This is a genomic window from Frankia sp. CcI156 (genome assembly GCF_001983015.1).
GTDB classification, from domain to species: Bacteria; Actinomycetota; Actinomycetes; order Frankiales; family Frankiaceae; genus Frankia; species Frankia casuarinae.
Genome location: NZ_MOMD01000003.1, coordinates 41,029 through 63,994, shown reverse-complemented (window position 1 = coordinate 63,994; position 22,966 = coordinate 41,029). Strand labels below are relative to the sequence as shown.

Annotated in this window: 16 protein-coding genes and 1 pseudogene; 4 read left to right on the top strand and 13 right to left on the bottom strand. The window is 71.0% G+C overall.

Translation table 11 applies throughout. From position 1 onward, the window contains the following. Window positions 1-54: 54 nt before the first annotated feature. The 6 genes from CcI156_RS01830 to CcI156_RS01805 all read right to left on the bottom strand — a co-directional run bounded on the left by CcI156_RS01830 (window position 55) and on the right by CcI156_RS01805 (window position 11,124). The gene (locus CcI156_RS01830; RefSeq protein WP_011438661.1) at window positions 55-1,299 is read right to left on the bottom strand and encodes a DNA polymerase III subunit delta'; all 1,245 of its coding nucleotides are present in this window, start codon (window positions 1,297-1,299) and stop codon (window positions 55-57) included. A gap of 42 nt (window positions 1,300-1,341) precedes the next feature. Continuing rightward, the gene (gene tmk, locus CcI156_RS01825) at window positions 1,342-3,420 is read right to left on the bottom strand and encodes a dTMP kinase (protein WP_371681747.1); all 2,079 of its coding nucleotides are present in this window, start codon (window positions 3,418-3,420) and stop codon (window positions 1,342-1,344) included. Between the two features lie 299 nt (window positions 3,421-3,719). Beyond that, window positions 3,720-6,899, bottom strand: coding sequence for a type I DNA topoisomerase (gene topA, locus CcI156_RS01820; protein ID WP_076804103.1), 3,180 nt, complete (start codon window positions 6,897-6,899; stop codon window positions 3,720-3,722). Between the two features lie 457 nt (window positions 6,900-7,356). Continuing rightward, window positions 7,357-9,696, bottom strand: a complete 2,340-nt coding sequence (locus tag CcI156_RS01815; protein WP_076804163.1) for a sodium-translocating pyrophosphatase — start codon at window positions 9,694-9,696, stop codon at window positions 7,357-7,359. A 517-nt stretch (window positions 9,697-10,213) separates the two neighbouring features. Continuing rightward, a complete protein-coding gene (locus CcI156_RS01810; RefSeq protein ID WP_011438657.1) occupies window positions 10,214-10,744 on the bottom strand; it encodes an ATP-binding protein in 531 nt (176 codons plus the stop codon). A gap of 38 nt (window positions 10,745-10,782) precedes the next feature. Continuing rightward, the gene (locus CcI156_RS01805) at window positions 10,783-11,124 is read right to left on the bottom strand and encodes an STAS domain-containing protein (RefSeq protein WP_076804102.1); all 342 of its coding nucleotides are present in this window, start codon (window positions 11,122-11,124) and stop codon (window positions 10,783-10,785) included. A gap of 327 nt (window positions 11,125-11,451) precedes the next feature. Between CcI156_RS01805 and CcI156_RS01800 the strand changes: the two genes are divergently transcribed. Both CcI156_RS01800 and CcI156_RS26520 read left to right on the top strand, forming a co-directional pair. Then, window positions 11,452-13,866: a DEAD/DEAH box helicase gene (locus tag CcI156_RS01800; protein WP_083718246.1), complete on the top strand. Its 2,415-nt coding sequence runs from the start codon at window positions 11,452-11,454 to the stop codon at window positions 13,864-13,866. 94 nt (window positions 13,867-13,960) lie between these two features. Further along, window positions 13,961-14,566 (top strand): hypothetical protein, encoded by a 606-nt coding sequence (locus CcI156_RS26520; RefSeq protein WP_035729184.1) that lies wholly within the window; start codon window positions 13,961-13,963, stop codon window positions 14,564-14,566. A 32-nt stretch (window positions 14,567-14,598) separates the two neighbouring features. Here CcI156_RS26520 and CcI156_RS26515 read toward each other — a convergent pair. From CcI156_RS26515 to CcI156_RS01765, 7 genes and pseudogenes are all read right to left on the bottom strand, one after another. After that, a pseudogene (locus CcI156_RS26515) lies at window positions 14,599-15,006 on the bottom strand (Rv3654c family TadE-like protein); the annotation flags it as partial. Beyond that, window positions 14,982-15,443 carry a TadE family protein gene (locus CcI156_RS01790; protein ID WP_023840726.1) on the bottom strand — a complete coding sequence of 154 codons (462 nt, stop codon included), beginning with the start codon at window positions 15,441-15,443 and terminating at the stop codon, window positions 14,982-14,984. The gene CcI156_RS01790 and the pseudogene CcI156_RS26515, both read right to left, overlap by 25 nt. A gap of 11 nt (window positions 15,444-15,454) precedes the next feature. Continuing rightward, window positions 15,455-15,697: a DUF4244 domain-containing protein gene (locus CcI156_RS01785; RefSeq protein ID WP_023840725.1), complete on the bottom strand. Its 243-nt coding sequence runs from the start codon at window positions 15,695-15,697 to the stop codon at window positions 15,455-15,457. Between the two features lie 93 nt (window positions 15,698-15,790). Continuing rightward, complete coding sequence (locus CcI156_RS01780) at window positions 15,791-17,068, bottom strand: type II secretion system F family protein (RefSeq protein ID WP_254847233.1); 1,278 nt, start codon at window positions 17,066-17,068, stop codon at window positions 15,791-15,793. Window positions 17,069-17,133: 65 nt separating this feature from the next. Further along, window positions 17,134-18,402 (bottom strand): TadA family conjugal transfer-associated ATPase, encoded by a 1,269-nt coding sequence (locus CcI156_RS01775; protein WP_076804161.1) that lies wholly within the window; start codon window positions 18,400-18,402, stop codon window positions 17,134-17,136. Then, window positions 18,399-19,607: a septum site-determining protein Ssd gene (ssd, locus tag CcI156_RS01770; protein ID WP_076804100.1), complete on the bottom strand. Its 1,209-nt coding sequence runs from the start codon at window positions 19,605-19,607 to the stop codon at window positions 18,399-18,401. Before ssd ends, CcI156_RS01775 begins: the two co-directional genes overlap by 4 nt. 288 nt (window positions 19,608-19,895) lie before the next feature. Beyond that, entirely contained in the window at window positions 19,896-20,954 is a 1,059-nt protein-coding gene (locus tag CcI156_RS01765; protein ID WP_076804099.1) for a hypothetical protein, read from the bottom strand. A 397-nt stretch (window positions 20,955-21,351) separates the two neighbouring features. On the opposite strand from CcI156_RS01765, the gene CcI156_RS01760 reads away from it, so the two are divergent. Both CcI156_RS01760 and CcI156_RS01755 read left to right on the top strand, forming a co-directional pair. Then, complete coding sequence (locus tag CcI156_RS01760; protein WP_076804098.1) at window positions 21,352-21,849, top strand: phage holin family protein; 498 nt, start codon at window positions 21,352-21,354, stop codon at window positions 21,847-21,849. Window positions 21,850-22,016: 167 nt separating this feature from the next. After that, window positions 22,017-22,931 (top strand): alpha/beta fold hydrolase, encoded by a 915-nt coding sequence (locus CcI156_RS01755; protein ID WP_076804097.1) that lies wholly within the window; start codon window positions 22,017-22,019, stop codon window positions 22,929-22,931. Window positions 22,932-22,966 lie beyond the last annotated feature (35 nt).

Here is a 22,966-nt window from a genome sequence, read left to right as displayed (position 1 = left end):
CAGACAGGCCATTACGCCGGTTCGTCCCCACCGCCGGTCGCCGGTCGCCGGTTGTCAGGTGTCGCGCAGCGCGAGGGTGAGCGACTCCACCGCGAGCAGTGGGACGAGGCCGGGATTTCTGGCCAGTGACGCCCGGGTCGCGAGGACAGCCTCCAGCCGGCGCAGTGTCTGTTCCGGAGTGCAGGCCGCGGCGTATCCGGCGGCCTCGACGCAGTGATCAGGATGAATCGCGTCGACACCGGCGCCGAGCTGTTGGACCAGGACATCCCGGTACAGCCCCGCGAGGTCCACCAGGGCCCGATCCAGCGCATCGAGGACGGTGCGGCGACCTCGGCTCTTCTGGGTCCGCTCCAGCTCCTTGAGCGCCCCCGCGGCACCCCGCACCACCATCGTCCGGCCCTTGGCCCCCGCCTTCGGGGCCCGCGCGGACCTGGACTTCCCGCCGACCGCCGTGGCACCGACGCCGAGCGCGGTTTTCAGCGCCTCGGTCTCCACCTCGTCGCGTTCCGCATTCGCGGCCTCCGCGTCGGCGTTCGCCGCGCTCACCAGATCGGCCGCCGCGGCCAGGCAGTCACCGACCCGGCCGAGCCGGGCCGGGATACGCAACACCGCCGCCCGGTTGGCCCGGACCCGCTCATCCGAGGCGAGCCGGCGCGCCAGGGCCAGATGACCCTGGGAAGCCCGCGCCGCCGTCTCGGCGACCTGCTCGTTGACTCCCTCGCGAACCAGCGCGTCGCGGACGTCCGTGGCCGAGGGCAGCCGTAGCGCGACCGTCCGGCAGCGGGAACGGATGGTGGGCAGCACGTCCTCCACGGAGGGGGCGCAGAGCAGGAACACCGCCCGATCCGCCGGCTCCTCGAGGGCCTTCAGCAGGGCGTTCGCCGCGGCCTCGGTGAGCCGGTCCGCATCGGTGATCAGCAGGATGCGCCAGCGGCCGGCCGTCGGGGCGCTGGCGGCGTCGCGTACCAGCGCGCGCACGTCCTTCACACCGAGCGAGAGCCCCTCCGGTTGCACGGTTCGCAGATCGGTGGCCGTGTCGGTGAGCACGGTGTGGCAGCCGGTGCACTCGCCGCAGCCCGGCGGCTCGTTCTCGCAGGTGAGGCTTGCGGCGAAGGCGCGCGCCGCGTCCTGGTGACCTGCCCCGGCGGGTCCGGTGAACAGCCACGAGTGCGTCATCCCGGCACGGGCGGCAGCCGGCGCGCCGCCTCCACTCGCGAGCCCGGCACTCGCGGCGGACGCCGCGGCGCTCAGCGCCGCGACCACCGCGTCCTGCCCGACAAGCGTCTCCCAGACCGTCACCGGGCCATCATCCCCGAGCCACGCCGGTCCGGAGCGCGTCGGTCAGAGCACACCGAGCAGGACGGCTGGCCGATCGATGCGGCTGGCCATGAACGAGCGGATCTCGGCGTGGATCTCCTCCGGTGACCGCGTCGCGTCTAGCGGAAGGTAACGATCGGGCTCCTTCTGCGCCAGCCGACGGAACGTGTCGCGTACCCGGCCCTGGAAGGTCAACTTCCCGGCGTCGTCCGCCTCGGCCGGGCCGTCCGGCGGCCCCGGCGGCCCCGGCGGCCCCGGCGGCGGATCAGGATACGCGGTCATCCGCGCGCGGCGCAGGACGATCTCGGCCGGCAGATCCAACAGGACCGTGACGTCGGGAAGCAGCGCGTGCGTCGCCCACTGGGTGAGGACGGACAGCTCGTCGGTGCTGAGGGCCTGGCTCACGCTCTGGAAGGCGATGAACGAGTCGACGTAACGATCGGTGATGACGATCGCTCCCCGGGCCAGCGCGGGTTCGATCACCTGCGCGACGTGTTCGGCGCGGTCCGCCGCGGTCAGCAGCGCCTCGGTCCGGGGGTGCAGCCGTACCGTCGGGTCGAGGAGCAGTTCTCGCAGGCCCGTTCCCAGTGCGGTGCCGCCGGATTCGGAGGTCACCACCACCTCCCGGCCGGAGGAGGCGAGCCACGTTCGTAGCAGCTCCACCTGTGTGCTCTTGCCGGCGCCATCGATGCCCTCGATCGCGATGAACAGGCCGGTGCGGCGGGGACGTGTGGCCGCCGGCCGCCGGCCGCGCAGCGCGTTCCACAGCTCGGGCCAGACCGCGGCTCCGGTCGGGTCGTCCATCTGCCGATAGGAGAACAGGCCGACCGCGACGGCGAGCAGACCGCCGGCGAGCAGGACCGCGGTGACGCCGTCCGCGCGGACGTTGATGTCGCCCCACAGATGGATCCTGTGCGAGCCGATGAGGCCAACCAGGCCGGGCGCGGCGGCGAGCACGAGCAGCAGGTCGATGCGGACCAGCGACTGCACCAGGGCGAAGGTGCGCCCCCGCAGCTCGTCGGAGACCTCGGCCTGGAGCAGGGTGTATCCGGTCACCCAGGCCACGCCGGCGAACGCCCCCACCGCGACCACGAGGATGCAGGCGATGACCAGGTTCGGGATGATCGCGACGATCACCAGGGTGATACCCGCCCCGGTCACGCAGACGCCGAACAGGCGGGTCCGACTGTAGTCGCCGAGCAGCTTGGGACCGGCGGCCATGCCGGCGGCGAGGCCGACGAACACCGCGCCGAAGAGCACCCCGTACGCGGAGTCGCCGCCGCCCAGGATCTCGACGTAGAGCCGGCCGAGGGCGATGACGCAGCCGGCGCCGGCGAACCCGCCCAGGATGCCCACGACGAGTCCGCGGACCAGTTTGTCCTGGCCGACGTAGCGCCATCCCTCGGTGATGGAGGCCAAGAACCCGGGCTCGGGGCCGGTCTCCGGCCGCGCGGCCCGTCCGATGCCCTTCAGTCCCCAGATCACGATTGCCGAGCCGAGGAACGTCGCCGCGTTGAAGTACAACGCGAGGTCGACCGAGGAGTCATGGAAGAACGACACGCTGGAGCCGAGCGTCCGTGAGATCGTCGCAAGCATCGTGAAGATCGTCGCGGCGATCGGGGCCGTGCCGTAGGTCATGATCAGACTGAGGGTGTTGGCGGCCGCGAGCCGCTCCTTGGGCACCAGGTGCGGGACGCTCGCGTCCTTCGCCGGCGCCCACACCAGGGTGACCGCCTCCACCAGGAACGATGCGATGAGCAGCCACTTGAGCGTCCCGATGATCGGGATCGACATGAACAGCCCGAACCGCATGACGTCCGTCACGACCATGGTCAGCCGGCGGTCCAGCCTGTCGGCGAGGGCACCGGCGAGTGGGCCCAGGATCAGGGCCGGCATCAACCGGACGATCAGCAGCGAGCCGATGGCGTACGCCTGCCCGGAGAAGCTCTCCTGGAGCTGGGTCACCAGTGCGGTGGTTGCCAGCAGACCCATCCAGTCACCCAGGCTGGACAGGCTGAGCTKAATCCACATCCGGCGGAACGCGGGGATCCGCAGGACGGCCCGGATGTCGCTGTCGCCTCCGGCGGCGATGGTGGACGGCATTGGCGGCGAGGGAACCGTCGTCACCGGATGCCTGCTCGGCGAGCGGCGGACCCGCGGTCGCCGGACGGGCCAGGGTGGGCGCCGCCCGGCGTCCCGAGATCCGGCTGCATGGTCGGTGGCCACAGGGTCTCCTCCGGACGTCTCGACCGGGGTGGTGGACCTGCCGGTCACATTGGACGACTCTGCGTTACCAGATGTGGTCTCCGTGTCGCCGATGGTGAACGCCGTAACCTCGGAAACCACCCGGGGCGCGTCCGCTTCTCCAGGTTCTCCAGGGCTCCTACCGATCGGCAGCGCCATCAGTCCGTCCGGCGGGTGCCACTGGACGACGAGCTACCGGAGTCATCGGAGCCATCGGAGCCGCCGCCGTCGTCCGTCACCGTCCGGGCGGTCTTGGACCTGGTGGTGCCGGTCTTCGCGGTGCCGGTCTTCGCGGTGCCGGTCTTCGCGGTGCCGGACTTCGCGGTGCCGGACTTCGCGGTGCCGGACTTCGCGGTGCCGGACTTCGCCGTACCCGGCTTGGCCTTGGTGGTTTTCGGGCCGGTCTTGGCGGTGCCGGCTTTCGCGGTGCCCCGGGCAGGACGCTTCGCGGTGGCCGGTCCGCGGGCCCGACGGTCTGCCAGCAGCTCCGCGGCACGCTCATCGGTGATCGTTTCGACCGTGTCGCCCTTGCGCAGACTGGCGTTGGTCTCACCGTCGGTGACGTAGGGGCCGAACCGGCCCTCCCGCACCACCATCGGTTTGCCGCTGGCCGGGTCGGTCCCGAGCTCGCGCAGCGGCGGGCTCTGCGCGGCCTGGCGCCGACCGCGGGCCTTGGGCTGGGAGAGCAGCGCCAAGGCCTCGTCCAGGGTCACGGTGAACAACTGATCCTCAGATTCCAACGACCGACTTTCGGCACCCTTCTTCACGTATGGGCCATAGCGGCCATTCTGGGCGGTGACCTCCTCCCCGTCATCCCCCGCACCCAGAATGCGCGGAAGGGTGAGCAACCGCACGGCGTCGTCGAGGGTCAGCGTCTCCAACRACATGCCACGCAGCAGACTGGACGTGCGCGGCGGGTCAGTGTCGGTGGTGACGTAGGGGCCGAAGCGACCCGCCTTCGCCGTGATGGTCGCCCCCGACGCCGGGTCGATTCCCAGCATCCGGTCGCCACTGGGCGCGGCCAGCAGCCCCAGCGCTTTGTCGACGGTGAGTTCGTCCGGTGCGAGATCGTCCGGCACGCTGGCACGGCGCTCCCCGTGCTGGACGTAGGGGCCGTAGCGGCCCACCCGGACGACCAGCAGGGTGCCGTCGTCGGTCTCGCCGAGGGGGATCGAGTTCACCTCGCGGGCGTCGATCTCTCCGAGCCGCTCATTGACCAGGTGCTTCAGTCCGTCGGCGGCCGGGTCGGTGCCGTCGCCGGTTCCGAAGTAGAAGCGGGTCAGCCAGTCGGTCGAGGCGGCCGTGCCGGCGGCRATGTCGTCGAGGTCGTCCTCCATCGTCGCGGTGAACCGGTAGTCGACCAGCCGGGTGAAGTGGTCCTCCAACAGGCCGACGACGGCGAACGCGACGAAGCTCGGCACCAGGGCCGAGCCCTTCTTCCACACGTAGCCGCGGTCCTGGATGGTGCCGATGATCGAGGCGTAGGTGGACGGCCGACCGATCCCGAGCTCCTCGAGCGTCTTGACCAGGCTGGCCTCGGTGAAGCGCGCCGGCGGACTGGTGGTGTGCCCGCGGGGGGTCAGCGAGCGGGTGGTCAGTGGGTCGCCCTGCCGTACGTCCGGCAGCCRCCGCTCCCGGTCCTCCAGTTCCGCGTCTGGATCGTCGGCGCCCTCGACGTAGGCGCGCAGGAAACCGGGAAAGGTGATGACCTTCCCCGATGCCGAGAACTCGGCGTCCTCCCCAGCGGACGAGGTCGCGCCGAGCCGGATCGTGGCGCTCGTGCCGCGGGCGTCCGCCATCTGGCTGGCCACCGTCCGCTGCCAGATCAGCTCGTAGAGCCGGTAGGAGTCGACGTCGAGCTCGCCACGAACCTCACCCGGGGTCCGGAAGTGGTCCCCGGCGGGTCGGATGGCCTCGTGGGCCTCCTGCGCGTTCTTGACCTTCTTGGCGTACGTGCGGGGGCGTGCCGGCACGTACTCCGGCCCGTACAGGCTCGCCGCCTGCGCGCGGGCCGCGGTCAGGGCGGTCTTGGACAGGTTCGTCGAGTCCGTCCGCATGTAGGTGATGTAGCCGTTCTCGTACAGCCGCTGCGCCACCTGCATCGTGCGCTGGCTGGAGAAGCGCAGTTTGCGGCCGGCCTCCTGCTGCAACGTCGAGGTCATGAACGGTGGGTACGGCGAACGGCGGTAGGGCTTGGTCTCCACCGAGCGCACCRTGAATGCGGCGTCGGCGAGCCGCTCGGCCAGYGACCGGGCGGTGGCCTCGTCCAGCCGCGTCACCCCGGAGGAGACGAGCTGCCCCGTCGGGGAGAAGTCACGACCCGTCGCGATCCGGTTGCCGTTCAGGGCGATCAGGGTTGCCGGGAGCGGGGTCTTCTCGACCCCGTCGCCGCGGATGGACCCGGCGCCGGGTCCATCCGGCCCGGATCCCGGTGTGCCGTCCGCGCCCGACCACGCCTGGCGGGCGACGGTCGCCCCGAACAGGCCCTCGATGTTCCAGTACTCCGCCGAGTGGAACCGCATCCGGGCACGTTCCCGCTCCACCAGGATGCGGGTCGCCACGCTCTGGACCCGGCCCGCCGACAGCCTCGGCATGACCTTCTTCCACAGCACGGGAGAGACCTCGTAGCCGTAGAGACGGTCCAGGATGCGACGCGTTTCCTGAGCGTTGACCAGGTTCTTGTCGATATCGCGCGGATTGTCGACGGCCCGCTGGATCGCCTGGGGGGTGATCTCGTGGAACACCATCCGCTTGACCGGCACCGTCGGCTTCAGTGTCTGGAGCAGATGCCAGGCGATGGCCTCGCCCTCGCGGTCCTCGTCCGTCGCGAGGTAGAGCTCGCTGGCGTCTTTCACGAGCGCCTTGAGCTTGCTGACCTGCGGTTTCTTGTCCGGCGTCACGATGTAGAGCGGTTCGAAGTCGTTGTCGACGTCGACGCCGAGCCGAGCCCACGGCTTGCCCTTGTGCGCGGCCGGGACATCGGCGGCACTGCGCGGGAGGTCACGGATGTGCCCGATACTGGATTCGACCTGCCACCCCGGACCGAGATAGCCGGCGATCGTCTTCGCCTTCGCCGGCGATTCCACGATCACCAGGCGGTTGCCCGGGCCGGAGCCGGTGGCGCGGCTGCCGTGGGCGCCGGTGGCTCCGCCTGAGCCGTTCGCCGAATGGCCAGCCTCCGTTCGCCCGTTCGCCGTCCGGCTGGTGGCGCCGGCGGGTACGTCGGCCGATGCCTCGCTCGAGCCGGTCTCCGGCGGGAGCCCGGCCTCGGTGGGCTCGGCGACCGGTGCGGATGACCGCGCGGTCGCCCGTGTCGTCGTCTTCGTGCGCGCTGGCACTTCTCTCCTCGGTGCGACGTGCTCGTTTTAGTGCTCTGTGGGGCGAAAGCGTAGGTTGCTTCTACGGAGCGTAGGTCTCGAACATGGCGGATGTTGCGGAGGCGGAGCGCGTTACTGGATCTGGCGGGGGCGGCGCGGGTGTCCGGCGGACGGTGGTCGTGCGGGCGGCGGCCGTCGGAGTGAGAGCGGTGCCTCGCAGCACCGTACGCCGCCATTCCGTCTCGCGGATCCTCCCGTCCGGGTATGGCGACCGTAGCCCGACGCTCACCCACTGCTTCCCCGATCCGACGTGGGTGGCACGGATGGTCCGCTGGCGCATCACCCGGCCCACGGGCGGTACCCGATCCCGATTCCGAGGTTCCATCGGTTCTCGAGGTTCCATCGGTGTGAAACAGCGCCGCCGACCCGCGTGGCCTCGTGCGAGCCGCGGGGGTCGGCGGTGGCGGAGCGATGTGGGTCAGGCGTTGATCTTCTCGCTGGGAGCCGGTGTCGGTTGTGTCATATCGGGCACATCGTTGATCATTGAGCTCCGTCGTCTGGAGATGATGATCACGGCTGCGATGGCGGCGAGGGCGGCGAGGGCGACACCGATGCGCAGCCCCGTGTTCTCGTCCGCGCCCACCGAGTACTTTACGACCGTCGGAGCGATCAGCAGGCTGACCAGATTCATCACCTTGAGCAGCGGGTTGATCGAAGGGCCGGCGGTGTCCTTGAATGGATCTCCCACGGTATCGCCGATCACCGTGGCCGCGTGGACCTCCGAGCCTTTTCCGCCGTGGTGGCCGTCCTCGACCATCTTCTTCGCGTTATCCCAGGCCCCGCCGGAGTTCGCGAGGAACACGGCCATCAGCACGCCGCCGGCGATGGCGCCGCCGAGGAACGCACCGAGTGGCGGGTATCCCAGGCCGAAACCGACCGCGATTGGGGCGAGAACCGCCAGCGTTCCCGGTGTAATCAGTTCGCGGAGCGAATCGCGGGTGCAGATGTCGACGACCGCACTGTAATCCGGCTTCTCGTCGCCGGTCATGATTCCAGGCCTGGACCGGAACTGGTTGCGTACCTCCAGGACGACCCGCCCGGCCGCGCGGCCCACCGCATTGATCGCGAGCCCGGAGAACAGGAAGACCACGGACGCACCTATGGTGAGCCCGACCAGCGCGTCGGGGTAGGCGATGTTCAGGYCGCCAACGATGCCCCGACCCGCCTCGGGCAGCGCTCCGGCGTCGCGGAGAGCCGTCGTGACGGTGTCGGTGAACGAGCCGAACAGCGCCGAGGCGGCGAGCACCGCGGTGGCGATCGCGATGCCCTTCGTGATCGCCTTGGTGGTGTTGCCGACGGCGTCGAGCGAGGTGAGGATGGCCGCACCCGCCTCGTCCATGTCGCCGGACATCTCGGCGATGCCCTGTGCGTTATCGCTCACCGGCCCGAAGGTGTCCATCGAGACGATGACACCMACCGTCGTCAGCAGACCGGTCMCCGCCAGCGCCACCGCGAACAGCGCGATCGTGACGCTGCCGGAGCCGAGCAGGTAGGCGCCAAAGATCGCGGCACCGATGAGCAGCGAAGAATAGACCGCCGACTCCAGACCCACCCCGATTCCGGCGAGGATGTTGGTGGCTGGTCCGGTGAGCGACGCCTTTGCGATGTCCCGCACCGGCCGGCGGCCGGTCTCGGTGAAATACCCGGTTAGCAGCTGAATGGCGGCGGCGAGCACGATCCCGATCAGGACCGCGCCGATCGCGATCACTCGTGGATTACCGGACTGGGTGCTTCCCTGCATCCCGGGGAAATCGGCGAAGCTCGTCGGGAGGTAGAGCAGTGAGACGGCGACGACGCCGATCGCGGACACCACCGCGGAGATGAAGAAACCCCGGTTGATGGCGGACATTCCGGTGCGGTCACCGGCCCGCGGCGACACCGCGAAGATTCCGATGACCGCGGTCACAACCCCGACCGCCGGGATGAGCAGGGGGAACACCAGGCCGCGTTCGCCGAACGCCTCGACCCCGAGAATCAGCGCCGCGACGAGCGTCACCGCATAGGATTCGAACAGGTCGGCGGCCATGCCGGCGCAGTCGCCGACGTTGTCGCCGACGTTGTCGGCGATCGTCGCGGCGTTGCGGGGATCATCCTCGGGAATCCCCTGTTCCACCTTGCCGACCAGGTCCGCCCCGACATCGGCGGCCTTGGTGAAGATCCCTCCGCCTACTCGCATGAACATCGCGAGCAGAGCGGCGCCGAATCCGAATCCCTCCAGGACCTGGGGGGCGGTGTCCCGGAAGACGAGGACCACGGCCGCCGCCCCCAGGAGTCCGAGACCGACGGTGAACATCCCCACCACCCCCCCGGTGCGGAAGGCGATGCGGACGGCGGCTCGTTCCCCTCGGGTCATGGCGGCGGCGGCAGTGCGGGTGTTGGCCCGGGTCGCCAGCGACATCCCGACGAATCCGACCAACGCGGAGAAGATCGCACCGACCACGAAGAAGATCGACCGACCGATCTTCGCTCCAGTGTTCTCGGCTGGCAGGAGCAGCAGTACGAAGGGGATGACGACGACGAATCCCGCGAGTGTGGTGAACTGCCGTCTGAGATAGGCGGCGGCGCCCTCCTGGACCGCCCGGCCGACCTCCACCATCCTCGGGGTGCCTGGACTCGCCGCCAATACCTCACGAACCAGATAACCGGCAACAAGCAATGCGAGGGCTGCGACTATCGCCACACCGGCGACCAGGCCGAGGGCTCTGCCGCTAAGGTCAATTCCAGAGCCCTCGGCCTGTAGGGCTTGGATCGAGGACATGGCTCCTCCCGGTCTGCTCTGTGCGCCCTCCGTGAGGGTGCCGGTGCTCTCGGGCGCCCTTTCGGCGGTCGCCACGGCATCGAGACGGTCACGGCCACGCGCCGCATCCGGCGGCGCTTTKGGCGAGATCGGTCGGTTCTTCCCATTTCCAAGCATCTGACCGGTCTCACGGGGAGCACCAAGGGAATCACGGATGGTTGGATCAGCCGTCCATGAGATGCGGCGGAGTCTATCCACACGTCTGTGACGTGCGCTCGTTTTTCAGCAGCGGCGGCCCGGGTCGCGTGCTCTCGGGTACCTCTCACCGCCCCGGCGATAATCCGGAAACGGATCGATTCAGGAATATTMGGCATAAAAAGATCGCTCGTGCTGTTACTGACATGGCAGACTGGCGCCGTGGCTCCACCTCCATGTCAGGTTCCATGTGCCCCACCTTCGGAACCTGGCGCGGGGCACATGGCGGCACGGTCGGAGGCTGGAACAGTCGCCGGGCCCAGGCAGGGAGACCGGAGAGGTCCTACACCGCGGATTCGCAGGGGTCCGATGTGGCGCCGGTGTGCCAGGTCATCGCGACAACCGTACCCACGCCGTCGGGGCCACGCCTGATCTCGATCTCGTCGACGAGTCCCTCGATGAGGGCGAGTCCGAGCCCCGGTGGGAAACCAGAGTTGTCCGCCGAGGGATCGTCGTCCGCCGGTTCCGCCCAACCCGGCGGCTGAGTCGACTCGGATCCGAGTTCGAGCAGGGTGGTCGCGGTGACGAGGCCACCGTCCGGACCGGGGGCGACCTCGTCTCCGGTCCGGCCGCAGTCGGCCACCGTGATGGTGAAGGAATCGGCGCCATCGGTGAGCGCGACATGCACCGGGGCCTGCGGCGCATGCCTGCGGTTGACGCGCACCGCTCGGGTGCATGCCTCCGTCACCGCAAGTTTGATCTCGTCGGCCGCGCTGACCGGAACTCCCGCGCGCCGGCTGACCGCCGTCGCGATCATCCTGGCGGTACGAACGTGCCCGTTCAGTGCAGCGAACCGCAGCTCAACGGTGGGCATACGGCGGGCCTGCCTTTCGCGAAAGAGTGATGTCCGGCTCAGTCGCTGGCGGCAAGGGCTTCCTCGATGGAGGAGTGGATGGGGAAGACCTTGGTCAGGCCGGTGATCCGGAAAATCTTCAGGATGCGCTCCTGAGTGCAGACCAGACGCAGCGAACCCTCGTGCGCACGCACCCGCTTGAGCMCGCCGACGAGGACCCCGAGGCCCGTCGAATCGAGGAACTCGACGCCTTCCATGTCGACGACGAGGTGGTATGACCCCCCGGACACGAGATCGATGAGCTGCTCGCGAAGCTTCGGCGCGGTGTAGACGTCGATCTCGCCGCCCACCACCACGACCGTGTGGTTGCCTTCCTGGCGTGTCGTGAGGGACAGGTCCACGGATCCTCCTTGTGTGCCTCCGGCCGTCCCGTGCTTCGGGCGACCGACATCACGGCGCCATTACCCTCCCACGAGGAGGATCAATCCGGTGTGCCGCGACACAGATCGCGGGTCCGGTGTTGCGGCATCGCCGGCTGATGACGTCTGATGAAATGTATCCCCGATCTTGGCGCTCGTGTGGGGGTCGACCGACTGCATCGGCGGTTTCGGCGCAGCTGGTCCCGCGGGGACACTCCGTGGTCCGCCTGTCGTCTTGTCATCGGCCTCGCTGTCCGTAGCCACGCCGAGATGATCCCCGGCCCGGGGGCCCGGGGGCCCGAGAGGGCGATGTTCGGGGGGTTCGTCCGGCTGAGGGGCGCCGTGACCGCGTCGAGACGCATATCCTCGATCGTCGTGGGCTCGCCGGTGGATGTCGACGGCGCGGACACGGTCCTTGCCGGGCTGCGCCGCGACGTGCGACGAGCGCGGTGCATGACGCACATCGAGCGTGTCCCGGCTCGGGACGGCTGCCCGGCGCCATGGCCGGACTGGATCGATCCGGTCCTGCGGGGACGGTGGACGGCCGCCGGGATCGCGAGCCCCTGGAGCCACCAGGCGGCTGCCGCCGAGGCCGCATACGCCGGGCGCAGCGTGGTGCTGGCGACCGGCACGGCCTCGGGTAAGTCGCTTGGCTATCTGATGCCGGTGCTGTCCCGGCTGCTCGCCGAGCCCGGTGCCCGGGCACTCTACCTGGCGCCCACGAAGGCGCTGGCCCACGACCAGCTCAGAGCCGTGCGGTCGCTGCGGCTCACCGGTATCCGGGCCGCCGCGTTCGACGGGGACACGCCGGCGGCCGAACGGGACTGGGTCCGGGCGCATGCCGGCCTGGTCCTGACCAACCCCGACATGCTCCACCGTGGCATCCTGCCCTTCCACCGGCGGTGGACCCAGTTCCTGCGCGGCCTGCGTTACGTCGTCGTCGACGAGTGCCACGGCTACCGAGGGGTGTTCGGCGCACACGTGGCCGCGGTGATCCGCCGGCTGCGGCGGATCTGCGCGCGCTACGGGACCGATCCGGTGTTCCTGCTCGCGTCCGCGACCGTCGCCGATCCCGGGGTCTCGGCCGCACGGCTCACCGGCGTGGAGGTCGAGGTGGTCGACGTTGACGGATCTCCGCGGGGGCCACTGGACTTCGTGCTCTACGAACCTCCGCTGCTCACGACCGGGCAGAGCTCGCCGGACCGGGAGGACCCGACCTCCGCGCCCGGCCCGGGCGAGAACGGCGCCCCCGTCCGCCGGTCGGTGACCGCCGAGTCCGCGGACCTGCTGACGGACCTCGTCGCGGACGGTGTGCGCACCCTGGTCTTTGTCCGCTCGCGACGGGCCGCCGAGGTGGTGGCGGTGACCGCCCGCCGCGAACTCGGTCGGATCGCCGCAGACCTCGCCGACCGGGTGGCGGCGTATCGGGCCGGCTACCTGCCGGAGGAGCGACGGGCCCTGGAGGAGGATCTCCGCTCGGGCGCCCTGCTCGGGGCGGCCGCGACGTCGGCACTCGAGCTCGGGGTGGACATCAGCGGGCTGGACGCCACCGTCACCGCCGGTTTTCCCGGCACGCTCGCCTCGCTCTGGCAGCAGGCCGGACGCGCCGGGCGGGATGGCCGGCGATCGCTGGCCGTGCTGGTCGCCCGGGACGATCCGCTTGACACCTACCTGGTGCRTCATCCCGAAGCCGTCTTCGGACGGCCGGTGGAGGCCAGCGTCTTCGACCCCGACAATCCCTACGTGCTCGCTCCGCACCTGGAGTGCGCCGCGGCCGAGCTGGCGCTGACCGAGGCGGATCTGGCGTTGTTCGGACCGACCGCTGCGTTCGCCGTCAACGACCTGGTCCGCCGAGGCCGGCTGCGCCGCCGGCCCACGGGCTGGTTCTGGACGCAACGGGCCCGGCCGGATGTGGACATCCGAGGGGCGGGAGGACCACCGGTTCGCATCGTCGAAGCGCGGACCGGTCGGCTTCTGGGCACCGTGGACGCCGCGACCTCGCACACGACGGTGCACGCTGGCGYGGTCTATCTCCACCAGGGATCGAGCTTCGTGGTCGAGGACCTCGACCTCGAGGAATCCGTCGCGTTCGTATGCGAGTCGGCGCCGGAATGGACGACCACCGCGCGTGACCACACCGACATCAGGGTGGTGGAGTCGTCGCGATCCCGGGTGCTGCCCGACGTGGAGGTGCACCTCGGCGTGGTCGAGGTCACCAGCCAGGTCGTCGGATACCAGCGGCGGCTGATCGCGACGGGCGAGGTACTCGGGCAGGAGCCTCTCGATCTGCCGCCGCGTCAGCTGYGGACCCGGGCCGTCTGGTACACGCTGTCCGACGACCTGCTTGCCCGAGCCGCGATCGAGCCTGCGGATGTCCCCGGTGCCGTCCACGCCGCYGAACACGCGGCGATCGGTCTGCTCCCGCTGTTCGCGACCTGTGACCGTTGGGATATCGGCGGTGTCTCGACCGCGCTCCATCCGGACACCGAACGCACCAGCGTCTTCGTCTACGACGGACACGCCGGCGGGGCGGGTTTCGCTGAACGGGGATTCCTCCGAATCGGTGCCTGGCTGGCTGCGACCCGGGACGCGATCGAARCGTGTGAGTGCCCGGCGGGGTGCCCGTCGTGCGTCCAGTCGCCCAAATGCGGAAATGGCAATGAGCCGCTCGACAAGGCGGCTGCCTGGCGGCTCCTCGCCGCGGTGACCGCCATGATCGGCTAGCCCCGTGACCACTTCGCCGCGGCGTGGTTCCCCCGCGACCGGACCCGGGTATGTCGACCAGATCGGCTTTTCTCCGTCGTTTATACCAACGTCCATGGTTCTGGAGGTCTCGGTGGTAACCGTCGGTGTCGTGCTGTTGCTGGTGGCTGGAGTTCTCACCGCGGATCTCGTGTTGGAGAACAGCGGTCACACCGAAGTCCTGATCATGGGACAGATACTCTCGTTCGACACCTGGGGCCTGTTCGTCCTCGGCCTGGCCACGGGAGTGCTGGTAGCGGCCGGCGTGCAGCTCTTCCTGCAGGGCCTCGCGCGGGATCGCCGCCGCCACCGGATGGAACGCCAGCGCGCCCGGGAGATGGAGGCGCTGGTGCGTTCCGCGCCGGCCGCGCCGGCCGCGCCGGCCGCTCCGCCCGCGCCCGCCACCGGCGGCCCCCGGTCCGTCGAAGCCGCCACCGGCGGGGCGCGAACCCGGACGGCCCCGCCCGAGGCGCGCCCGGCGGCCGCTCCGATGCCCGCGGCCGTCCCCACCGCGGCGTCCTCGGGCCAGATCATCACCCATCCCCACCGGGGCGACCGGATCGTCGCCCGCGTCGCTGATCTGCGGCGCCGTGACAGTGGCGGTGATGCGGCGAGCGGCGCCGCCCAACCTCGCGAGGGCGTCCGTTCCGGAACCGGGTCGTCCACGCCGACCGGGAAGTAGACACCCTCCGCTCCTCCCCACGGCCCGGCACGGGCGCGGGCGGACAGCTCCGGGAGCGGGCCGAGTACCGCCGGTAGGCGCGCGAGGACCGTCACCTCGACGGCGTTGCCGTCGACCCGGCAGGCTGCCAGCCGCGCCCCGTTGGCTGCGCTGACCTCGTCGGCCCGCGCGCACACCGTCCGCTGGTCGGCGGGCGGCATCGCAGCGGCCGCGAGGGCGGCGAGATCCGCCGCTCCAGCGGCCCGCTGCCGGACCGCGCTGATCACCGTCACGGTGAACGCGACGCTCACCAGCGAGAGCAGCGCGAACAGGACGGCCAGCAGCCATACCGTCGCGGACCCCGCATCGGGGGCCGCGACGGACGGCGCTACCCCCGGCTTGACGGTCGGCAGCGTCCTCAGCCGGCGCGCCCCGCTCACGGCACCATCCGGGCCGGGCATCCGGTGGGGGCATCGGACGGAAGATCGACCGTCGCCTCGACGGGGGTGACGGCCCGCGCCGCCACCTCGATGCCGGGAACCAGCCGGCTGACGCCGATGCCACCGACGTGCACCGACACCTGTACCTCGAGCCGACCCGCGCCGCGGTGCAGCGTCACGGTGGAGCCGACGGGTGCCGCCTGGATCACCATGGTGTGCACGGCCGAATCCGGCTCCCCCCTGGCGGCCAGGCGGGCGCCGATGCGTGCCGCGTCGGCGCATCGGGTCTGGGCCGCGACGGCACCGAGCATCCAGGCAGCCAGGAAGAAGACGACGAACAGTGAGGGCAGGCCAATCGCGAGCTCGGCGGTGGCCTGGCCGCGGTCCGACCCGCGGACGGATCTCCCACGTCGGTGGGTCACCGGCCGCGGCGGCCGCTGGGAGGAGCGCACAGGCATCACGGCCGCGCTCAGAACGCCACGGTCAGCGCGCGCTGCACCACCGAGGAGACCAGCGACCGGGTCGCGGAGCTCGATACCACCGCGTAGAGGACGCCGGCGAACGCCACGGCCGCAAGCGTGCCGACCGCGTACTCGGCGGTGGACATGCCGTGGTCGCGGGCCTGGACGGCCGGGCGCCACACGCTGAGAAGCCGCCGGGACACCGGCCATCGCGACAGGCGTCGGCACGAGGAGCGGGCTGCCAGGAACATGAGAACTACCTCCGGGACGGGGGAGGATCGGGATCGAGCGATGGGTCAGACCTGGGCGCTTGGCGCCGCGGTGGCAGCTGGATGATCGGGACTTCAGGCCGGCAACAGCGCGGGGACGGATCCGAGGACCATGGGGACCACTCCGAGCAGGAGAAAGGCGGGAAGGAAGCACAGGCCCAGGGGCGCGACCGCCAGGACACCTGCCCGACGAGCCGCGGCGATGCTCTCCGCGTGGGCTTCGTCCCTGGCACGATCGGCCAGTCGGGTGAGAGTGGCGGCGAGCTTCGCCCCGGACATCTCCGCGCGATCGAGCGCCATGATCGCTGCCCGCACCATCCTGGCCCGCCGGGACGGCGGCGTCACGCGGCCGCGGCGAGCCCATCCGGGCAACCGGTCGGTGAGTCGGGGAGCATGACTCGCGGCCACCAGTCGCTCGCATGCGGCGCCCACCGTGGCGCCCGCCGCGAGTGCATCGCCCACGGAGCACAGTTCCGCGCCCAACACGCCACCGGTGGCGGCGCCGACGGCCCGCGCCGCCGACATAATGGTTTCCCCGCTGCGTAGACACGCCGCGATCAGGTCCAGGGCCAGGGGAAAGTCGGCGAGGAACCGGTTGTGCCCCRCCACGGCGGAGGTCGGGGGCGCGAGGCCCGTTGCATCCACGGCCACCGGCTCTCCCCGTCGCTCCACGCCGTCCGCCAAGCGGCGAAGCCAGCGGACTCCGACCAGGTCGGCGAGCCCGCCCACGAGCAGGCATCCGATCCCCGCCGGCGTGCCCAGCAGCACCGCAATCGGCGCTGCTCCCGCGAGCGACCCCAGGACGATTCCGGCCAGCGGAAGCGAGGCCACCAGCCGTCCGGATGACCGGGGCCCGGCCAGTGCCGAGGTCAGCTCGCCCGCCCGCACCGCGTCGGCGCGGGCGACCGCCGCGAGCATCGTCGCGACGGGCGCCAGCCTTGCGCCGACGGCCGCGCAGACCTGGTAGGCGACTCCGAGCTGCCGCAGTGATGACGCCTCACTGCGGCACAACAACGCACCGGGCTCCTCCGTCCGGTCGAGCGCGGCACCGAGCTGGTCGATGGGCAGCCACGCCGATCGTCCCGCCGGTGCCGCAACGAGTTCGTCGATGCCGCCCGCCGCCCGGCGTAGGGCCTCGAGCTGGGGTGCGCCGGCGTCGAGCTCGGCCGCGAACGCGGCGAGGAGGTCTTCCGCGGACTGGCGGACCGCCACCTGCCTGCGCCGCTCCAGTGACCGCCGTCGCGCCCGGGCGAGACAGCAGAGCAGCACGGCCATGACGCCCRCAGCCACCGGTCCGGAGGTCAGCGTGAGCAGGACGGCACCGAGGACCAGGCCGATTCCTGAACCGATCATGGTTCCGGTCCTCGGCCGGGTGACTGCGATGGTTGCCGGGACGGTCCCCACGCGCTCGAGTACGGTCATGCTCGCCTCCGCACCTGCGACCCGGCGTCAACCAGGGCTGGAAGCGAGACACCGCGCACGTCCAGCAGGTCACGCAGGATCGGCAGGCCCTCCGCCGGCGTCGGGTCGCAGGCGCGCAGGGCTGGCCCGTTCCGGGAAGGTGCGGCAGGAACGACCAGGGCCGGCACGACCTGAACCAGTCCGCTGTCCGTCTGGCGGAACACCCCGATCGCGCAGACCCGACGGCGGCCGTCGGCCTCCCGGCAAAGATGAACGGCGGTGTGGAGCGCTGCCGCGATATGGCTGTGGACCGCGGGGCGGGACAGCCCGGCAAGGGCGGCGAGAGCCTCCAGGCGGGTGGGCAGCGCACTGGTGTCGTTGGCGTGCACGGTGYTCAGCCCKCCCTCGTGACCGGTGTTGAGGGCGACGAGGAGATCGAGCACCTCGGGGCCGCGGACCTCGCCGAGCACCAGCCGATCCGGGCGCATGCGCAGCGCCTGGCGGACCAGATCGCGCTGGGTCACCTCGCCAGCGCCCTCGATGTTCGGCGGGCGGGCCTCGAGCCGCACCATCCCCGGACGGTCCATGACGAGCTCGGCGGTGTCCTCCACCAGCACGATCCGTTCGTCGGGGCGCACCGCTCCCAGTAGTGCGGCAAGCAGTGTGCTCTTGCCCGAGCCGGTGCCCCCGGTCACCACGATCGCAAGTCGGGCGCTCAGGACCGCGTGCAGCACGCCCGCCACCGCCGGGCTCATTGTTCCGGCGAGCACGAGTTCGTCGAAGGTGAAGGGGCGACGCCGGGTCCGTCGCAGCGACAGGCACGTACCCTGCACCGCGATCGGTGCCAGAACCGCGTGCAACCGGGTTCCGTCGCGCAGTTGCACGTCAGCGAAGGGCATCGCGGCGTCCAGGCGCCGCCCGGCCGTCGCGGCGAGACGAACGGCCAGGCGCCGCACCGCTTCCTCGTCCGCGAACGCGACCGAGGTACGGATGAGCCGGCCCCGGCGTTCCACCCAGACCTCACCGGGCCCGTTGACCAGGACATCGGTGACGTGCGGATCAGCGAGGAGGGGATCCAGCGGGCCGGCTCCGGGCGGCTCCGCGGGTGCGGTCACCGGTTCTGACGGTTCGAGCGGTTCTGACGGTTCGAGCGGTTCCGATGGAATTGCGGACGGCGGTGAAGATCGTGTGGAGACCGCGGGCCTCGCGGCCGCTCGGGCAGCCGGTGAGGCCGTGTGACCTGTGGCGGGGAATGGGGACCTGCGTCGCTCGCCGAGCCCGGTCATGACCAGGCCTCCGGATCGGGCCACACCCGTGGCCCGAGAACGCAGAGGCGGGTCAGCAGCTCCTCGCTGAGGCGATCGATGGTGTTCCTGTCGGCTGAGCCGCCGTAGCGGTCGCGAGTGGGAACCGAACGGTGCCGTCGGCTGCTGATCACCCCGGCCAGTGGCACGCCGAGCATCGTGGCGATTGCCTCCGGGGTGAGGCGGTCGGACGGGTGCAGCCGGACGACGGCGCGCACATCGGCGGACCGGCGGATGGCGGCCGAGCAGACACGTTCGGCCGCCACGATCGACGGCAGGTCCGCGGGCGTGACGATCAGCACCGTCTGGCAGGTCCGCAGGGCCACGGTGGTGCCCGCGTCGACTGCGGTGGCCGCCGGATTCCCTCGGCCGGGGAGATCCAGGATCACCAGGTCGGACGTGCAACGAGCGGTCGCGAGCAGGGTGGCCATCGTCGCCGGGGGAACGGCTGGGCTGACGGCGGGATCCCAGGACACCACGGAGAGGTCACCCCGGCGGGGCAGCCGGTCGGACCAGGCGATCGGTCCGACCGGGCCGCTCCSGTCCATCTGGTCATGCTGGTCGTGGCGCGTGGGAAACAGCGGCGCCAGACTGGAGGTCTCCCCGCCAGGGAAGGCACCGGACATGGACGGCACGAGGCGGGTGAAGGCGGGGGCGAGCCCGCCACCGTGCGGATCCGCGTCGATCAGCATCGTGCGCAGGTCGTGCCTCAGCCCGGCCAGGGCCAGCGAGACGGCCAAGGTGGAGGCTCCCGTCCCGCCGCGGCCGCCGATGATGCCCAGCGTCACCGAACGATGCCGATCGAGGCCGTCGAGATCGCTGAGGAGGTCGACCARCCAGGGCTCGGCTTCGGGAAGGAAGACCACGTGATCGGCGCCGATGCGCACGGAGGCGTCCCACACCCGGCCGTCGTCGACGTGTCCCCCGACCAGGACTACATGCCGTCGATCGGGCAGCGTGGCCGCGATGCACGGCTCGACCTCGTCCATTCCGACGATGACCAGGGGAGCCGACGTCCAGTTGCGGCGCACCGCGCTCATCTCGGCGGCGACCGTCATCGACACACCGGCGGCCGCCGCAAGCCGCAACAGATCGTCGAGCAGGTCGGGAATGGCGGTGACGATGAGCGGGCGTACGACCGGACCGTGGTTCTCCGCGGCGGTCAGCAGGGGCGGAGCAGGGGACATGGCGGCCTCGTTCCCATCGGGGTCGGGGAAGACGTGGTCTCACCATGCGCCGGGACAGGCCCTGTGGATGACCGCCCTCCACAGGGCCTGAAGATGTTCTGATGGAGGTTTCGACCTGCCGAGACCTGCCGAGGCCGCAGGCCGGGAACGCGTGGCTGCCGCCCACGTGGCAGGAGGGGGCGGCAGCCCACGCAGGGGTCCGCACCGAGTGGTTCATACGGGCAGGTTCGTTGTGGTCCATCCCTGCAGCGGATCCGTCAGGTGCGTCAATCGCTCCGTAAGTGTGGATCAGGTTCGGGCGAGCGCCTCGCAGACGGCGAGGGACTCCCGCGCGGCGAGTTCCAGGGCCTTCGCGCAGTGCCGTACCCAGATGGCCACGCCGTCGGCGCCGCCACCGACATAGGCCGCGGCGGCCTCGCGGTACCCGGCGTAGGCGTCCCCGGCGTAGGCCTCTCCGGCGTAGGCCTCTCCGGCGTGGGCGTCCCCCGCGCGGTCCACCCGCAGGATGCTCGCCGGGTTCTGTCCCATCTCGAGATGTCCGACGTCGGTCGCCGTGAGTGCCTTGGGATCGAGGCCCCGGCCGATCAGGACCAGACGGGCGGCGGCCCGGGCGATGACCCCGTCGAGGGCGCCGAACGGTCGTAGGGCCAGCAGCTCCCCGTGCACCACGGCGGCCACCACGATCGCCGGCGCGCTCGTGGGCGCGACGAGGAGTCCGGTCAGGCCATCCAGCCGAACCGAGGTCTCCACCGAGTGGGGAGGCGGGCCCAACCGCAACGGGTCGAGGATCGCCCGGGTGCCGGCATCGGCCCGCGGACGACCGAGCTCGTCGTCCGGGACGAAACCCCGGCCCAGCAGCACGTGCATGCGGGCCAGGGCCTGTCGCGGTGCCCGCTCCCAGGCCGGAACCAGGATGCCCAGTTCGGCGTAGAGCCGAACCGTGCCGAGGACGACAGGTAACGGATGGCCGGATCCGGTCATGGCGGCGTCGTTCCGTGTACCGCGGTCGGTGACCGCTCCGGCCTTCGACGCGTCCGTTTCCTCCGGGCCGGGGAGCACGCCTTCGGGCCCGGACCGGGCCAGGTGCGCCCGCAACTCGTCCAGGCTGATCTCGTATCCCTCGAGGGCGGCGCAGGCGCGGGCGGCCCGCAACGATGCCTCCGCGGTCACCTCGGCGCTCTGGCGGCGCAGAACGCGGTGGCGCAGAAGCGTGTCCACCGCGGATCGGGCGCTGTCCGCGGCTTMACGCACCCCGGGCAGAGCGGCAACACGGGCGAGTGGATCGGCGGCGAGGATTGTTCCAGACGGGCGGAGACTCACAGCTCGCACGCTACCCGTCCGCGCCATGCGGGCTGGGCCATGCGGGCTGGGCCGTGCGGGGTCGGACCGTCCAGGCCAGGCGGGCCGGGCCAAGCGGGAAGACGGTGAGACCCGTAGGAGGAGTCACAGGTCTGAGCCGCGTCGTTGGGCCCCCAGGCGGCTCCGCGCGGGGGAGACTGCGTAGCGGGACCGGGGMGGCGGACCGCGTCATGATGGGGGGACGGTCGGCCGGGAGGGTATTGACGGTATGGACCGGAGGGGGCCGGGGCGGATGGCCTCCGGTGGGGCCTCCCGGTCCGCCGCCGGTTCGGACCCTGTCGGATCAGGGTGCATGTCGGATCAGGGTGCATGTCGGATCAGGGCGGTAGCGCGAACTGTCCGGCCGTCCAGCACGGGCGGGTCGCCGCCAGAGGGAGGACCAGAAGTGTCGATCGCAGCCGGGAAGGCTCGGGACGGCCGTGAGCCGACGCTGGGTGAGCTGGTGGCTCTGGCCACTCGCGATGTCTCGTTGTTGGTTCGTCAGGAGATCAACCTGGCCAAGGCCGAGCTTGCCCAGCAGGCGGTGTCGGCTGCGCTCGGAATCGGTTTTCTGGCGGTGGCGGCCGGCCTCGGGTTCTGYGCTCTGATCGCCGTCACGATCTTTCTGGGAGAGCTGTTCACCTGGGCCGGCATCGAGCGTTTCTGGTCCTATCTGCTGACGGCCGGTCTCTACCTCGTCGTCGCGGGGCTGCTGGCCCTGTTCGCGATGGCGCGGTTGCGCAAGCTCTCCCCGCCCGAGCRGACCATCCAGACCGTGCGCGACGACATCACCTGGCTACGTAATCCGACGACCGCCCCAGCCAGGTCAGCGGGTCCGGTCGGACCGGGAGACGCGGTCGAGTCGGCGGGTGCGGCCGCCCACCCGGGCCAGCGCGGGCACTGACGTCCTGTTYGGTGTTCGCCGGTACCCAAGCTGCAGGCGCGGTCGGCACAGGGTCTGGCGAGGGAGCCGGCGGCGGACGTTCGAGGGCCGGCGGCGGACCCCACGACCGGCTCGTCACGAGCACCGCCGGTCCGGGGCCGGGGGCTGGTCTGCCATCCTGGCAGGCGATGGAGGACACCGTTCCCGAGCCCGCCACCGTCCTGGTCGACGGGCCGTGGCGGCACCGTGACGTGTCTGCCAACGGTACCCGGCTGCACGTGGCGGAGTTGGGGAGCGGCCCGCTCGTCCTGCTGCTGCATGGCTTCCCGCAGTTCTGGTGGGCCTGGCGTCACCAACTCACCGCGCTGGCGGCGGCGGGCTACCGCGTCGTCGCGCCGGACCTGCGCGGCTACGGAGCGAGTGACAAGCCGCCTCGGGGCTATGACGCCTTCACCCTCTCCGATGACGTGGCCGGTCTGGTCAKAGCATTAGGGGAACCGGACGCCGCGGTCGTGGGCCACGACTGGGGTGGGCTGCTTGGCTGGACCACTGCGGTCCGTCATCCGATGGTGGTGCGTCGACTCGCGATCCTGGCCATGCCCCATCCGTTGCGGCTGCGGCACCAGATCGCGGCGGATCCTCGTGGTCAGGGTGTCGCCAGCCGGTACATGCTCGGTTTTCAGCTGCCGTGGCGGCCCGAACGGGTCCTGGTGGCCGAGGACGCCGCCCACGTCGCAACGCTGCTACGCGGCTGGGGAGGACCTGGGTATCCGGATGCCGAGGCCGAGCGGCGATATCGATCGGCGATGCGCGTTCCCGGGGTGGCGCACAGCTCCCTGGAGTACCACCGGTGGATCTTCCGGTCGTTATTCCGGCCCGATGGGGCGCGTTTCGGTAGTGTCCTCCGTCGGTCGCTGCGGATGGAGACCCTGCAGATACACGGGGAAATGGACCGTTGTTTCCTGCCGTCCACCGCCCAGGGCTCCGGGCGTTACGTCAGCGGCCCCTACACCTGGCGTCTGCTCGGTGAGATCGGRCACTTCCCGCATGAGGAGGCCCCCGACCTCGTCAACGCCGAACTGCTCGGCTGGCTTCGTCCCTGAGCGTCGCCCGGCCACCGGTGCGGGAGTACGGGAGG

Excerpts from the sequence above, each read along its gene's own strand:
- CcI156_RS01810 (WP_011438657.1), bottom strand. The coding sequence starts at position 10,744 with ATGCCCACCGTTGAGCTGCGGTTCGCTGCACTGAACGGGCACGTTCGT.
- CcI156_RS26520 (WP_035729184.1), top strand. The coding sequence starts at position 13,961 with ATGGTTCTGGAGGTCTCGGTGGTAACCGTCGGTGTCGTGCTGTTGCTG.
- CcI156_RS01790 (WP_023840726.1), bottom strand. The coding sequence starts at position 15,443 with ATGCCTGTGCGCTCCTCCCAGCGGCCGCCGCGGCCGGTGACCCACCGA.
- CcI156_RS01785 (WP_023840725.1), bottom strand. The coding sequence starts at position 15,697 with ATGTTCCTGGCAGCCCGCTCCTCGTGCCGACGCCTGTCGCGATGGCCG.